The sequence below is a fragment of the Tomitella gaofuii genome (genome assembly GCF_014126825.1).
GTDB classification, from domain to species: Bacteria; Actinomycetota; Actinomycetes; order Mycobacteriales; family Mycobacteriaceae; genus Tomitella; species Tomitella gaofuii.
Genome location: NZ_CP059900.1, coordinates 2,664,536 through 2,678,603 on the forward strand (window position 1 = coordinate 2,664,536; position 14,068 = coordinate 2,678,603).

13 protein-coding genes and 3 pseudogenes are annotated in these 14,068 nt (G+C 73.6%); 3 read left to right on the plus strand and 13 right to left on the minus strand.

The features are described from left to right. Positions 1-2 precede the first annotated feature (2 nt). The gene (locus tag H4F70_RS12385; RefSeq protein ID WP_182357416.1) at positions 3-608 is read left to right on the plus strand and encodes a M23 family metallopeptidase; all 606 of its coding nucleotides are present in this window, start codon (positions 3-5) and stop codon (positions 606-608) included. A 24-nt stretch (positions 609-632) separates the two neighbouring features. Here the strand turns inward: H4F70_RS12385 and H4F70_RS20920 are convergent. Further along, a pseudogene (locus H4F70_RS20920) lies at positions 633-1,663 on the minus strand (tyrosine-type recombinase/integrase). A 325-nt stretch (positions 1,664-1,988) separates the two neighbouring features. Between H4F70_RS20920 and H4F70_RS21260 the strand changes: the two are divergent. Together H4F70_RS21260 and H4F70_RS21265 are read left to right on the plus strand one after the other, a co-directional pair. After that, positions 1,989-2,156: pseudogene (locus H4F70_RS21260) on the plus strand (Bcr/CflA family drug resistance efflux transporter); the annotation flags it as partial. 82 nt (positions 2,157-2,238) lie between these two features. After that, positions 2,239-2,958 (plus strand): MFS transporter, encoded by a 720-nt coding sequence (locus H4F70_RS21265; RefSeq protein WP_338064857.1) that lies wholly within the window; start codon positions 2,239-2,241, stop codon positions 2,956-2,958. Here H4F70_RS21265 and dprA read toward each other — a convergent pair. The 12 genes and pseudogenes from dprA to rpsP form a co-directional block, all read right to left on the minus strand. Then, on the minus strand, positions 2,955-4,055 hold the full coding sequence (gene dprA / locus H4F70_RS12400; RefSeq protein WP_420883130.1) for a DNA-processing protein DprA: 1,101 nt from the start codon (positions 4,053-4,055) through the stop codon (positions 2,955-2,957). The genes H4F70_RS21265 and dprA overlap by 4 nt on opposite strands. Before the next feature lie 96 nt (positions 4,056-4,151). Then, entirely contained in the window at positions 4,152-5,660 is a 1,509-nt protein-coding gene (locus H4F70_RS12405; protein WP_182357418.1) for a YifB family Mg chelatase-like AAA ATPase, read from the minus strand. Next, positions 5,660-6,055 (minus strand): YraN family protein, encoded by a 396-nt coding sequence (locus H4F70_RS12410; protein WP_235681554.1) that lies wholly within the window; start codon positions 6,053-6,055, stop codon positions 5,660-5,662. The genes H4F70_RS12405 and H4F70_RS12410 overlap by 1 nt, the downstream gene beginning before the upstream one ends. A gap of 348 nt (positions 6,056-6,403) precedes the next feature. Next, positions 6,404-6,727, minus strand: coding sequence for a DUF2469 domain-containing protein (locus H4F70_RS12415; protein WP_182349088.1), 324 nt, complete (start codon positions 6,725-6,727; stop codon positions 6,404-6,406). An 82-nt stretch (positions 6,728-6,809) separates the two neighbouring features. Continuing rightward, positions 6,810-7,541 (minus strand): ribonuclease HII, encoded by a 732-nt coding sequence (locus tag H4F70_RS12420; RefSeq protein ID WP_268968324.1) that lies wholly within the window; start codon positions 7,539-7,541, stop codon positions 6,810-6,812. A gap of 24 nt (positions 7,542-7,565) precedes the next feature. Continuing rightward, positions 7,566-8,459, minus strand: a complete 894-nt coding sequence (gene lepB / locus H4F70_RS12425; protein ID WP_235681085.1) for a signal peptidase I — start codon at positions 8,457-8,459, stop codon at positions 7,566-7,568. A 41-nt stretch (positions 8,460-8,500) separates the two neighbouring features. Then, positions 8,501-8,842, minus strand: coding sequence for a 50S ribosomal protein L19 (gene rplS, locus H4F70_RS12430; protein ID WP_143908650.1), 342 nt, complete (start codon positions 8,840-8,842; stop codon positions 8,501-8,503). A 340-nt stretch (positions 8,843-9,182) separates the two neighbouring features. Continuing rightward, a pseudogene (locus tag H4F70_RS12435) lies at positions 9,183-11,596 on the minus strand (Tex family protein). Between the two features lie 86 nt (positions 11,597-11,682). Further along, positions 11,683-12,429 carry a tRNA (guanosine(37)-N1)-methyltransferase TrmD gene (trmD, locus tag H4F70_RS12440; protein WP_235681555.1) on the minus strand — a complete coding sequence of 249 codons (747 nt, stop codon included), beginning with the start codon at positions 12,427-12,429 and terminating at the stop codon, positions 11,683-11,685. Between the two features lie 80 nt (positions 12,430-12,509). Then, positions 12,510-13,109 (minus strand): ribosome maturation factor RimM, encoded by a 600-nt coding sequence (gene rimM, locus H4F70_RS12445; protein ID WP_182357421.1) that lies wholly within the window; start codon positions 13,107-13,109, stop codon positions 12,510-12,512. Between the two features lie 86 nt (positions 13,110-13,195). Further along, positions 13,196-13,441, minus strand: coding sequence for an RNA-binding protein (locus H4F70_RS12450; protein ID WP_182349086.1), 246 nt, complete (start codon positions 13,439-13,441; stop codon positions 13,196-13,198). Beyond that, on the minus strand, positions 13,438-13,908 hold the full coding sequence (gene rpsP / locus H4F70_RS12455) for a 30S ribosomal protein S16 (protein ID WP_182349085.1): 471 nt from the start codon (positions 13,906-13,908) through the stop codon (positions 13,438-13,440). Before rpsP ends, H4F70_RS12450 begins: the two co-directional genes overlap by 4 nt. Between the last annotated feature and the right edge of the window lie 160 nt (positions 13,909-14,068).

Consider the following 14,068-nt stretch of genomic DNA (forward strand, 5'->3'; position numbering starts at 1 on the left):
GCATGCCCGCCCCCCGCAGCACGTCGCCGCCGCAGCACGCGGCCCCCCGCACCCCTGCACGCTCTGCCGGGCGGATCGCCGCGGCGCTGTGCCTCACCGCGGCATGCGCCGCCCCCGCGCTCGCGGTACCCGCCGCGCCGCCTGCGGCCGGCATCGACGGATCCGCGCAGGCGGTCACGCGGCCGACCGGAACCCGGCCGGCCGTCTACGACTGGCCCCTGGGGGGGGCTCCGGAGGTGACGCGGGGCTTCGACAAGCCGCAGTTCCGATACGGTCCGGGGCACCGCGGAGTGGACCTGGCCGCCGCCCCGGGCGTCCCCGTGCGCGCCGCCGGCCCGGGGGTCGTCGCCTTCGCCGGCCCCGTGGCGGGGCGGGGGGTGGTGTCGATCGACCACCCGACCGGGCTGCGCACCACGTACGAGCCGCTGACACCGGCGGTGCACGCGGGCGATCCCGTCACCACGGGCACGGTGATCGGCCGGCTGTCGGCGGGGCACACGGGCTGCCCCCGCGCAGCGTGCCTGCACTGGGGCCTGCGAGACGGCCGGGACTACCTCGACCCGCGTTCGCTGCTGGGCACGATCACCGTCCGGCTGCTGCCCGTGTAGCCGGCACTGCCGCGGCGTGCGGAGTCAGGCCCGGGGATGCGCCCTGTCGTGCACTGCCCGCAGCCGCGCCACCGACACGTGTGTGTACAGCTGCGTCGTGCTCAGGCTCGCATGCCCGAGCAACTCCTGGACCACGCGCAGATCGGCACCGCCTTCGAGCAGGTGGGTGGCCGCGGAATGGCGCAGCCCGTGCGGGCCCATGTCCGGCGCGCCCGGGATCGCGGCGAGCACCTCGTGCACGGCCGTGCGGGCCGCGCGCTGGCCGAGCCGCCCGCCACGCACGCCCAGCAGCAGCGCCGCGCCCGAGCTCCCCGCGGCCAACGCGGGGCGGCCGTGGCCCAGCCACTCGTCGAGCGCGGCCTGTGCAGGGGCGCCGTACGGCACCACGCGCTCCTTGTCGCCCTTGCCGATCACTCGCAGCACGCGCCGTTCCGTGTCGACCGCGTCGATGTCGAGGGAACACAGCTCGCCCACACGGATCCCGGTGGCGTAGAGCAGCTCGACGATGAGACGGTCGCGCAGCGCCACCGGGTCGCGTTCACGGGCGCCCGACTCGGCCGCGGCGAGCGCATCGGCCGCCTGCTCTGGCCCAGCACCGGCGCAGTGTGCGGTGCGGCCGCGGCGCCGCCAGGCGCGTGCCGTCGTCGCGAACCGACCAGGCCACGACGGGACGCCCACGACACGAAGGTCCGGGCCACCGACGTGCGCCGCGCGAGGGAACTGCGTGCCGCACCCGCCGACGCCGACTCCGCGAGCCACCCGCGCAGGTCCGCCAGCGACAGCGCGTGCAGCAGCGCGCGCCCGTCCACCGTGTTTCCGTCCCCCGTGCTCCCGTGGCCCGTGTTCCCGGCGCCGGAGGCCCCTTCGTGCGCCCGGACCGCATAGCGCAGGATCGACTCGACGTCGCGGCGGTACGCGCGGCGCGTATGCGGCGACAGGCCGCGCTCGAACTCGAGGTGCGCGCCGAACTCGTCCACGACACCGGTCAGGTACGCCGGAAGCGGCCCCGCGGCCGGGTCCCTCCGCGCCGGATCGGCATTCGAAAGTGACGCCATGCGCACAGCATGCCACCGGTGTCACGGGCGGGGCGGCGGCGGAGCACAATCGGCACAATGCCGCCGAAGACCACGCCCGCCGGGCCCGCACGCGCGATCCCGGTGCCGACCCTCCTGACGCTGGCCCTGGTGTCCGCGATCGCTCCACTGGCCACCGACATGTATCTGCCCGGGCTGCCGCAGGTGGGCGTCGACCTCGCCGCGGACGATGCGCTGGTGCAGCTCACGCTGATGACGTTCATGCTGGGGCTCGCGGCGGGACAGCTCGCCATCGGGCCGCTGTCCCGACGGCCTCGGGCGGCGCCGGCCGCTGCTCGCCGGGACGGTGCTGCTGGCGGCGGCCGGACTGGCGTGCGCACTGGCGCCGTCGATCACGGTCCTGGTCGTCGCACGGTTCCTGCAGGGTTTCACCGGCGGCATCGGCGTGGTGCTGGCGCGTGCGGTGATCGCCGACCGCACCTCCGGCGACCGCGCGGCCCGGCTGTTCAGCATCATGATGATCATCACCGGGGTGGCACCGGTGGTCGCGCCGCTGCTGGGCGGCGCGCTCGTCGGCCCCCATCGGCTGGCGCGGCGTGTTCTACGTGCTCACCGGCCTGGCCGTACTCATGCTGTTGTGCGCGTGGCGTTTCGTGCCGGAGTCGCTGCCGGCCGCCCGCCGGCATCCTGTCGAACCGCGCGCCGTGGGGCGGAGCATCGGCGCGGTCCTGGCCACACGCGTCTACCTCGGCTACGCCGCGACCTTCGCGGCGGCCTTCGGCGCGCTGTTCGGCTACATCTCCGCGTCCCCGTTCATCCTGCAGGGCATCATGGGCTTCTCCCCCGGCGTGTTCTCGGTGCTGTTCGCCCTCAACGCCGTCGGCCTCACCGGCGCGAACGCGGTCAATTCCCGCCTGATCGGGCGCTTCCGGCCGCACACCTTGCTGTCGTTTGGCGTCGGGTCGCTCGTCGCGGTCTCCGTCGCGATGCTCGCGGTCGTCCTGGCCGACTTCGACGCGCGGTGGCCGCTGCTCACCGTGATGTTCCTGCTGACCTGCTCGATCGGTTTCATCTTCGGCAATGCCACCGGGCTGGCCCTCGACGCAGTGCGGACCCGGGCGGGAACGGGCTCGGCGGTGCTCGGCGCACTGCAGTTCACCGTGGGCGCCGTCGCAGCGCCCGTCGTCGGCCTCGGCGGCGGGGCGTCGGCGGTGCCCATGGCGATCACCGTCGCCGTGTCCGCGTGCTGTTCGGCGGTGGCGTTCAGCACGACGGCGGCCGGGCGGGGACGCCGCCGCGCCCCCGCCCGCGGTTAGCGCGCGGCCGGTCCCCCGGCGCGCGCCAGCGCCCAATCCTCGCCTGCGCGGACCGCGAGCCCGTGGAGCTCGAGAACCGCCAGCGCGCCCATCGTCTGTCCCAGACTCACCCCGGCCTCGACGGAGATCTCCTCACTGGACCGGGCGCCCCGCGCGGGCAGACCGTCGTGGACGGCCAGCTGCACGGCGGTGAGTCCATCCGTCGGCCGTGCGGGCCCGCCGGCTCCCGGCGGGGCCCCGAGCGCCCCGAACGGACCCGCCACCTCCATCACGTCCTCGGCGTCCGCGGCGAGGTTGGCCCGGTCCTGGCGCAGGAGCATGTGGCAGCCGGCGGACGTCGCCGAGGTCACCGGACCCGGTACCGCCAGCAGGCTCCGGCACATCCGCTCCGCCCAACCGGCGGTGTTCAGCGCCCCGCTGCGGCGCCCGGCCTCCACCACCACGGTGGCGTCGGTGAGCCCCGCCACCAGGCGGTTGCGCGCCAGGAAGCGGTGCCGCCCCGGGACGATGCCGGGCGGATACTCCGAGAGCACCGCGCCGGACTCGGCGATCGCACGCAACAGCCGCGCGTGCCCCGCCGGGTAGGCGCGGTCGACGCCGCAGGCGAGGATCGCCACCGTCGTCCCACCCGCGCCGAGGGCCGCCCGGTGCGCCGCCCCGTCGATCCCGTAGGCGGCGCCCGACACCACCAGGTAGTCCTGCGCGGCGAGGTCCCCCGCGATCTCCGCGGCGACGTGCTCCCCGTACCCGCTCGCCGCGCGGGTGCCGACGATCGCCACGGCGCGCGATTCCAGGCGCCCGAGCGCCATGGCACCCACCGTCCACAGCGCCACCGGCGGCGATCCGTCCACGGCCGCATCCGGCAGCCCGAACTGCTGCGTCCGCAGCAGCGGCCACTCGTCGTCGTCACGGGTGACCAACCTCCCGCCGAGGTGCGCGATCGCCGCCAGGTCACGCTCGGCGGAGTCGACGGCGTACCGGGCGCGGGTCGCCGACGCGACCGCGTCCGGCAGTCCCGCGCGGGAGCGGACCGCCTGCGCGGCGGCCACCGGATCGCCGCGGTGCTCTGCTCGATGAACTCGAGCAGCGCGCCGCATGGCGCCTCCGCCACGCGGGACAGGTACGCCCACGCCGCCAGCCGCCGGCGTGCGGCCGGCCCGCCGCGGGGGAGCCCGCCGGGTCGGTGTCGAGGTTCATGCCGCGCTCCTGTCCCGCAGATACAGCGCCGTCGCGGTGTCGTCGGCCGTGGGCACCGTGTGTCCGGCCAGGTCGGCGAGGGTCCACGCGACGCGCAGGCACCGGTCGACGCCGCGCGGAGTCAGCCGGCCTCGCCGCAGAGCCGTCTCGATGGGCGCCCGCGCCGGCGCGGACGGCCGGAACTCCCTGCGCAGCGCCGAACCGGGCACCGCGCTGTTGGTCGTCCACCCTCGGCCCCGCCAGCGGGCGGCCGCCGCGGTGCGTGCCGCGGTGACCCGCTCGCGCACCCGGGCGGACGACTCCCCCGCCTCGTGCGTCAGCATTCCGCCCGTCGGCCGGCGCAACACCAGGCGCAGGTCGACCCGGTCCAGCAGCGGGCCCGACAACCTGCCGAGGTATCTGCGCCGGACGGTGGGGGTGCAGATGCAGTCGACGTCCTTCGCCGGCGCGCACGGGCACGGATTGGCCGCCAGCACCAGTTGAAACCGTGCGGGGTAGCGGGCTACCCCGTCGCGCCGGGCGATCCGCACCTCACCGTCCTCCAGCGGGGTGCGCAATGCCTCGAGAACGGCCGGCGGCAACTCCGGGCATTCGTCGAGGAACAGCACCCCGCGATGCGCGATGCTCACCGCCCCGGGCCGTGCGTAGCCGGCCCCGCCGCCGACCATGGCGCTGACGCTCGTCGTGTGGTGCGGCGCGACGAACGGCGGATGCACGACCCGCGGCGCCGCCGCCGTGAGCATCCCGGCCGTCGAGTGGACCGCGGTCGCCTCCAGGCTCTCCTCCTCCGTCAGCGCCGGAAGAATCCCCGGCAGCCGCTGCGCAAGAAGTGTTTTCCCCACCCCGGGGCTCCCGGTGAGCATGAGGTTGTGCGCCCCGGCCGCGGCGATCTCCAGCGCGCGGCGCGCCTCGAGCTGGCCGACGACGTCCGACAGGTCCGCCACCTCCGCCCGCGCCGGTGCGGGCGCCGGGCCCGGCGACGCGAGCGCGGTACCGCCCCGCAGCCACGCGGCGAGCTCGGCCAGATGCACGGTGCCGTGCACCGCGATGCCGCGCACGGCCGCGGCCTCGCCGAGGTTCTCCGAGGGGACCACGACGGCCCGGCAGCCCGCGTCACGCGCGGCGAGCACCGCCGGCAGCACCCCGCGGACGGCGCGGACGCGGCCGTCGAGTGCGAGTTCCCCCAGGAGCACCGTCTCGCGGAGTCGACGCGCGGGCAACCCCGCCTGCGCATTCAACACTGCGCAGGCCAGGGCCAGGTCGTAAAGCGACCCGACCTTGTGCAGGGTGGCCGGCGAGAGCGCCAACACCACCTTGGTGCGGGGCCACTGCTCCCCCGCGTTGGCCACCGCAGCGCGGATCCGGTCACGCGCCTCCTGCAGTGCCGTGTCCGGAAGCCCCACCAGGTGCACACCCGGCAGGCCGCCGCCGACATCGGCCTCCACCTCGACGATATGGCCCGCAAGCCCGGTCAACGCCACGGAATACGCCCGGCCGAGCGCCATCAGAGAGCACCTTGGTAGTGCTCGACATAGGCCGTGTCGTCGGTGACGACCACGCCGACCACGTCGAGACGCACCTCGTCGACAGACCATGCCTGCTCGCTGAGCCAGCGTGCAGCGAGCCGGCGCAACCTGCGCGCCTTCGCCACCGTCACCGCCTCCGCCGGCGCGCCGAACCCCTCGCCGCGGCGGGTCTTCACCTCGACGAACACCACCGCGTCACCGTCCATGGCGACGATGTCGAGTTCCCCTTCCCGGCAGCGCCAGTTCCGTTCGAGCACCGTCATCGCATCCTCTTCGAGGTACGCGGCCGCGACGTCCTCGCCGAAATCCCCCAGTTCACGCGTCGTCCATGCCGCCGCCCCCGGAGCGGGCGTGTGCCAGACGGCGCCGCCGATCCCGGGCGCCTTGCCGGTCACCAGCGTCTGTGTGCTCCCCCATGCCTGTGCGCGGTGCATCCGCCCCCCTCGTGTCGCACGCGGCCGGCGCGTGCGACGCCGGCCGGCGGCATCATCGGGCGATGCCGCCGACGACGATCCTGCCCGGACAGTCCCCCCGTTCCGGCGCCGAACGCGCACCCGGACGAAATCTGTGGAGTACCGATCCGGTTGTGGAGAACCCGGCCGTACGGGGCCGTTCGCGGGCGGCGCCGCGACGCCGATGTGGTATTGCCGGTGACCGCCCGGGGCACGGGGAGACCGCGCGGGGCTGTGGGGAGGACGGCGGGACGAGACCGCGCGGGGCGGCTACCGCCCGAAGTCGCCGCCTTCGGGCAGGTCGAGGTCGGGTTTGTCGACCTCTTCGATGTTGACGTCCTTGAAGGTGAGCACCCGGACGTTCTTGACGAACCGCGCGGGACGGTACATGTCCCACACCCAGGCATCCGACATCCGCAGCTCGAAATAGACCTCGCCGTCCGCGTTGCGGGGCAGCAACTCGACCGAGTTGGCCAGGTAGAACCGCCGCTCGGTCTCCACCACATAGGTGAACTGCCCGACGATGTCCTTGTACTCCCGATACAGCGAGAGTTCCATCTCGGTCTCGTACTTCTCGAGGTCCTCGGCACTCATGGGTGCTGTTGCGCTCCTCCCGTGACTCCGTTGCGGCGCTGCCGCCGGTCCGCCCGCGATGTGTACGGGCCCGGACCCCAGACTAGCCTTGCGCCGCCCGCGCTCCATCCACGGCGGACCCCGTGGCGCAGCGTGCGGCCGACGACGCGATGTTGGCGTAGGAGAAGCGGTGCACGCGGCTGGGCCCCATCTCTTCGAGCGCGGCGCGATGCGCCGCCGTCGCATACCCCTTGTGCACGGCGAAACCGTATCCGGGCACCTCCGCGTCCAGCGCGGCCATCGCCCGGTCCCGCGCCACCTTGGCCAGCACGCTGGCGGCCGCCACGCACGCCGACGCCCCGTCGCCCCCGATCACCGACAGCGACGCCGACGGCATGCCCGCGACACGGAAGCCGTCCGTCAGCACGTACCCGGGCGGCCGGCCCAACCCGGCGACCGCACGCCGCATCCCCTCGATGTTCGCGGCGTGCACGCCGGATTCGTCCACCTCGTCCGGACCGATGAACACGATGGCGTGCGCGACGGCGAGCCGCTGGATCACCGGGAACAGCTCCTCGCGTGTGCGCGCCGTGAGCTGTTTGGAATCGTCGAGCCGGGCCAGGGCGGCGTGGCGCCGCGGGCCCAGGATGCACGCCGCCACCACCAACGGCCCGGCGCAGGCACCCCGGCCGGCCTCGTCGACGCCCGCCACCGGCCCCAGGCCCGCCCGGTACAACGCGGCTTCCATCGCGCGCAGCCCGGATGCGCCGCGCACGACGGTCCGCGGCGGCCACCGACCGTCACGCCGGGCGGTGCGGCGTCCCGTCTCCGTCACGGCCGCCCCGTCATGACTGCCACGTCACGACTGCGGGTCGGGCGACGGGATCGAGCCGATGCGGCTGAACGGCAGAACGATCCAACGCGCCTTGCCGATGATGTTGTCGACGGGAACTGTCCCCGACGCGGCGTCGCCCATGTGATAGCGGGAGTCCGCCGAATCGGTGCGGTTGTCCCCCATCACCCAGACGTGGTCCTTCGGCACCGTCACGGGCCCGAAGTACGGCCCCTGGCAGGGAGAATCCGCTCCGGGCAGCGGCGACGGCGGATTCTTCACGTACGGCTCGTCGAGCAGCGTGCCGTCCACGGTGACGCCCTTGTCACCGGGGAGGCACTGCACCGTTTGCCCTTCCACGGCGATCACCCGCTTGACCAGGTCGTTCTCATCCGGCGGCACAAGGCCGATGAAGGAGCCGACCTCTTGCAGCCCGCGGATGAAGGTGTTGGACGATCGGTTGGAGTCGAAGTGCTCGTTCCACGACGGCGGCCCCTTGAACACCACCACATCGCCCGGGCGCGGGTCGGTGAAGCGGTAGGTGAGCTTGTCGACCACGATGCGGTCGCCGGTGCAGCCGGGGCATCCGTGCAGGGTGGTCTCCATCGATTGCGAGGGGATCAGGTAGACGCGGGCCACGAACGTCTGCAGCAGAACGCTGAGCACGACGGCCACGACGACGAGAATGCCGATCTCGCGCACCGCGCGGACGAACCGGCGCGGCTTCTTCTTGCCGCCGGAATCGCCGCCGGCGCCGGAATTGCCGCCGGCGCCGTCATCCGCCGCGCCCGGCGCTGCGGCGGGGCCTCCCTCGGCGTCGTCCGGCCGGTCCTGATACGCGCCATCCGCAGCACTCGCGTGCTGCGGATGGTCGTGTGGCCCGTTGCGGGCGGATCCGTGGGGCGTCGTTTCGTCGGTCACTACGACAGGCTAGACGACGCTCCGCCGGGGATCGGCGCGCGTCAGCGCTTCTCCTTGATCTTGGCGGCCTTGCCGTGCAGATCACGCAGGTAGTACAGCTTGGCGCGGCGCACGTCACCGCGGGTGACGACCTCGATCTTGTCGATGTTGGGGCTGTGCACCGGGAAGGTGCGCTCCACGCCGACGCCGAAGGAGACCTTGCGGACGGTGAAGGTCTCGCGGATTCCACCGCGCTGACGCCGGATCACGACGCCCTTGAAGACCTGCACGCGCTCCTTGGAGCCCTCGATGACCTTGACGTGCACATTGAGGGTGTCGCCGGGGCGGAAATCCGGGATGTCGTCACGCAGCGACGCGCTGTCGATTGAGTCCAGGGTGTTCATCGTCGATCCATCCTTGTCAGATGCGCTCGAGCAGAGGAACCCGGCGGCCGGGGCTCGACCGGTTCATGCTCCGAATCAGTATGTGCGCCGCCACCGCGTGCGCCGGGGGCCGTGCGTCCTGCAGATGCTCGAGACCTGCAGGCTGCGCGTCCGGTGGATGCGCCCCTTCGGCACGTGCGGCGGCGTGCGGCGGACGGGCACGCGGACGCACCGCACCCGCCGCAGGCAACCACGTCATTGTGCCAGAGCAGCCGCCCGCCCGCGAAATCGGCCTGTGCGGGACGCTGCGGCGGCCGGGCGGGCGCGATATGTTCCCGGCCGGAGCGGACCGGGATCGCGGTCAGCGCAGACCGGCACGGCGCAGCGCGTCGGCCATCGCGCCGCCGCCACCGTCACCGCCCGCGGAGCGCTTGCCCCGGCCGCGCCCCCATCGCGGTTGCCTGCGCGCTTGCCGCCGTCGCCTTTACCCTTGCCGCCGGCCCCCTTGCCCCCGGCGCCCTTGCCCCCGGCGCCCTTGCCGCCGGGCGCGCGGGCCCCTCCACGCGAGCCCGGCTCGTCATCGAGGCGCAGGGTGAGGCTGATGCGCGAACGCTGTTCGTCGACGTCGAGGACCTTCACCTTGACCACCTGCCCCGACGACACGACCTCGTGCGGGTCCGAGACGAACCGGTCGGACATCGCGGAGACGTGCACGAGGCCGTCCTGGTGCACGCCCACGTCGACGAACGCGCCGAAGGCCGCGACGTTGGTGACCACGCCCTCGAGGACCATGCCGGGCCGCAGGTCCGTGATCTTCTCCACGCCCTCGGCGAACGACGCCGTGACGAACTCCGGTCGCGGATCGCGCCCGGGCTTCTCGAGCTCGGCGAGGATGTCGGTGACGGTGGGCACACCGAAGCGCTCGTCCGCGAAGTCCTGCGGCCGCAGCCCCCGCAGCAGCGCGGACCGCCCCATCAATCCCGGCACGTCATGCCCGGTGGCCTCGAGGATGCGCCGCACCACCGGATACGCCTCGGGGTGCACCGCCGAGGCGTCGAGCGGGTCGGCGCCCGCGGGAATCCGCAGGAACCCGGCGCACTGCTCGAACGCCTTGGGGCCCAGCCGGGCCACGTCGAGAACCTCCTTGCGCGTGTTGAACGGGCCGTGGGCCTCGCGGTGCGCGACGATGTTCTCGGCCAGCGTCGTCGCGATCCCGGACACGCGGCGCAGCAGCGGCGCCGAAGCGGTGTTGACGTCGACGCCCACCGCGTTGACGGCGTCCTCCACCACCGCGTCGAGGCTGCGCGCGAGCTTCGTCTCGGACACGTCGTGCTGGTACTGCCCGACGCCGATGGACTTAGGGTCGATCTTGACCAGCTCGGCCAGCGGATCCTGGAGCCGCCGGGCGATCGACACCGCGCCGCGCAGCGACACGTCGAGATCCGGGAACTCGCGCGCTGCGTACTCGGATGCCGAGTACACCGATGCTCCCGCCTCGGACACCACCACCTTGCGCAGGGGCGCCGCACCGCCCGCCGCGGCGAGCAGCTCGGCTGCCAGCGCGTCGGTCTCGCGCGAAGCGGTGCCGTTGCCGATGGCGATCAGCTGCACGCCGTGCTTGTCGATCAGCGCCGCGAGCGCCGCCAGGGCCTGGTCGTGGCGCCGCTGCGGCGGATGCGGATAGACCGTCGCCGTCTCGAGAAGCTTGCCCGTGCCGTCGACGACGGCGACCTTGACGCCGGTCCGGAAGCCCGGGTCCAGTCCCATCGTCGCGTGATTGCCCGCCGGGGCCGCGAGCAGCAGGTCCTTGAGGTTCTGCGCGAACACGTCCACCGCGGCGGATTCGGCGTTCTGGCGCAGCCGCAGCCGCAGGTCGATGCCCAGCGACAGCATGAGTTTGGTCCGCCATGCCCAGCGGACGGTGTCGGCCAGCCAGCCGTCCGCCGCGCGGCCGCGCGCGGCGATCCCGAACCGCGCCGCGATGGCGGTCTCGTACACCGACACTGGCCTCGCGGCCGGGTCCGCCGCCGTGTCGGTCTCCCCCGGCTCCGGGTCGAGGGTGACCCGCAGGACCTCCTCCTTCTCCCCGCGGAAGACGGCGAGGATCCGGTGCGAGGGCAGCGTGGTGAACGGCTCGGAGAAGTCGAAGTAGTCGGAGAACTTCGCGCCGGCCGTCTCCTTGCCGTCGCGCACCGCGGTGGACAGGCGCCCGCGGCCCCACATGGTTTCGCGCAGTTCGCCGACCAGGTCCGCGTCCTCGGCGAAACGTTCCACCAGGATGGCCCGGGCCCCCGCGAGCGCGGCGGCGGTGTCGTCGATGCCCTTGTCCGCGTCGACGTACCGCGCGGCGGCCGTGTCCGGATCGGTGTCGGGGTCGGTGAGCAGCAGCTCGGCGAGCGGCCCGAGGCCCGCCTCCCTGGCGATCTGCGCCTTGGTCCGCCGCTTGGGCTTGTAGGGCAGGTAGATGTCCTCCAGCCGCGACTTGGAGTCCGCGGCGACGACGGCGTTCTGCAGCGCCGCGGTGAGCTTGCCCTGCGACGCGATGGACTCGAGCACGACGGCGCGCCGCTCGTCCAGCTCGCGCAGGTACCGCAGGCGCTCGTCGAGCCGCCGCAGCTCGGTGTCGTCGAGGCCGCCGGTGGCCTCCTTGCGGTAGCGGGCGACGAACGGCACCGTCGCCCCGTCATCGAGCAGCGCCACCGCCGCGGCGACGCGGGATTCCGCCACCCCGAGCTCGTCGGCCACCCGCACCGTCACCGTCGGCAGGCTGCACAGCGCGGCCGCGGCCTGCGCGGCCGGGTCGTGCGTCGCCTGCTCCCCCGTCGTGGCGGTCTGCGTCGTCTCGGGCGTGTCGGACACCGTCACCCGGGCCCCCTTCGTGTCGTCGGTCGTGTTCGGTCCGCCTCCGCCAGCAGGGCGTGGTCGGCCGGGCCCAGTTCCGCGGACTCGAGCAGTTCCGGGCGCCGCGCCGCCGTGCGCAGCAAGGACTGCTCCCGCCGCCAGCGGTCCACCCGCGCATGGTCCCCGGACAGCAGGACCTCCGGCACGTCCAGGCCCCGCCACGAGTGGGGGCGGGTATAGCTGGGCCCCTCGAGCAGCCCGTCGGAGAACGAATCGTCCTGGTGCGAACGCGCGTTGCCCAGCACGCCGGGGCGCAGCCGGGCCACCGCCTCGATCATCACCATGGTGGCGACCTCGCCGCCGATGAGCACGTAGTCGCCGATGGAGACCTCCTCCACCTGCACCCGCCGCGCGGCGTCGTCGATCACCCGCTGGTCGATGCCCTCGTACCGGCCGCAGGCGAAGACGAGGTGGCGTTCCCGGGCCCAACGCTGCGCCGTCGCCTGGGAGAACGGCCGGCCCGCGGGGCTGGGCACGACGAGCAGCGCGCCGTCCGGGCACACGTCGTCGAGGGCGGCGCCCCAGACGTCCGGCTTCATCACCATGCCGGGGCCGCCGCCGTACGGCGCATCGTCGACGGTGCGGTGGACGTCGTGGGTCCACTCGCGCAGGTCGTGCACGCGCACCTCGACGAGCCCGCGCGCCGACGCCTTGCCCAGCAGCGATGCGCGCAGCGGCTCGAGGTACTCGGGGAAGATCGTGACGATGTCGAAGCGCCCGGGCGACCGCTCCGAGGCCGCGCTGTCGTGTCCCTCGCCGCACGGACCCCCGTCGTGTCCGGGGGCCGTCACCGCCCGTCCCCCGGCGCCGCATCGGGCGCCGCCGAGTCCGCCTCGGAGAAGTCGAGCAGCCCCCTCGGGGGGTCGATGCGCACGAACCCGTCGGCGAGGGACACCTCGGTGACGATCGCGGAGACGAACGGCACGAGCACCTCGCCCGGATCTCCCGGGCCTGCGCTGCCGCGTCGCTCTCCGGCGTCCCGGCGGATCGCGAGGAGCTCGCCGCCGGCCGTGTGCACCACCTCGGCGACGACGCCCAGGCGGCCGCCGTCGACCAGCCGCGCCTCGAGCCCTTCGAGCTCGTGGTCGTAGAACTCGTCGGGGTCCGACGAGCGGGGAAGGTCGTCGCTGTCGACGACGAACAGCGTGCCGCGCAGCGCGTCCGCCGCCGCCCTGTCGGCCACCCCTGCCAGACGCAGCAGAAGCCGCCCGGCATGTTCCCGGGCGGCTTCCACCGTGTACTCCTGTGCCGCGGACTCGCGCGGGCGGCGCCCGCGCAGGATCGACCCGACCGCGAAGCGCTCGTCCGGCGCATCGGTCCGGATCTCGACGGCGAGCTCGCCGCGGATGCCGTGCGACTTGGCGACGCGCCCGATCACAAGCTCCATGACAGTGTCCGTCCTCTGCTGCTCAGCTCGTGCGTGCGCCGCTCCGCGCGGGACGGACCCGGCGGCCTGTGCGGTCCCGGCGTGTCTCAGCGGTCGGTGTCGACGACATCCACGCGGATGCCGCGGCCCCCGACGCTCGAGACGACCGTCCGCAGCGCGGTGGCAGTGCGGCCCCCGCGGCCGATGACCTTGCCCAGGTCGTCGGGGTGCACGTGCACCTCGACAGTCCGTCCACGGCGGCTGCTGACGAGGTCCACCTGGACGTCGTCGGGATTGTCCACGATGCCGCGCACCAGGTGGTCCACGGCGTCGGCGACGACCTCTGCGTTCACTTGTCCGCGGCCTCGCCGGCGTCGTCGGACTTCGCCTCGTCGGCGGGCGCCTCGTCCGCCGCGGCCTCGTCGGCCTTCTTGGCGGACTTCTTCTTGGCGGTCACGGCCTCGGTCACCGGGGCGCTCTCCGCCTCTGCCAGCGCGGCGTTGAACAGGTCCAGCTTGGAGGGCTTGGCCTCGGCGACCTTGAGGGTGCCCTCGGCGCCCGGCAGGCCCTTGAACTTCTGCCAGTCGCCGGTGACCTTGAGCAGGCCCAGCACCGGCTCGGTGGGCTGCGCACCGACGCTCAGCCAGTACTGCACGCGCTCAGAGTCGATCTCGATGATGCTCGGCTCTTCCTTGGGCTGGTACCGGCCGATGGTCTCGATGGCGCGGCCGTTGCGGCGCGTGCGGGAGTCGGCCACGATCACGCGGTACTGGGGGGTGCGGATCTTGCCGAGACGGGTGAGCTTGATCTTGACAGCCACTGCTGTGGTCTCCTTGGTGATGTCACGTGCAATTCAGCGGCGCCCCACGGCTCGGGACGCCCGGTTTTGCCTCTTTCCTGTGACCGCCGCGCGGCACGGAACCGGAAGCGGCGAGCGCCTGACATTCTGCCAGACCCCTCGCGACGGCAGAAATCCGGTG

Excerpts from the sequence above, each read along its gene's own strand:
- rimM (WP_182357421.1), bottom strand. The coding sequence starts at position 13,109 with ATGGAGCTTGTGATCGGGCGCGTCGCCAAGTCGCACGGCATCCGCGGC.
- H4F70_RS12405 (WP_182357418.1), bottom strand. The coding sequence starts at position 5,660 with ATGGCGCTCGGCCGGGCGTATTCCGTGGCGTTGACCGGGCTTGCGGGC.
- dprA (WP_420883130.1), bottom strand. The coding sequence starts at position 4,055 with ATGCGGCGCGCTGCTCGAGTTCATCGAGCAGAGCACCGCGGCGATCCG.
- rplS (WP_143908650.1), bottom strand. The coding sequence starts at position 8,842 with ATGAACACCCTGGACTCAATCGACAGCGCGTCGCTGCGTGACGACATC.
- H4F70_RS12385 (WP_182357416.1), top strand. The coding sequence starts at position 3 with ATGCCCGCCCCCCGCAGCACGTCGCCGCCGCAGCACGCGGCCCCCCGC.
- H4F70_RS12415 (WP_182349088.1), bottom strand. The coding sequence starts at position 6,727 with ATGAGTGCCGAGGACCTCGAGAAGTACGAGACCGAGATGGAACTCTCG.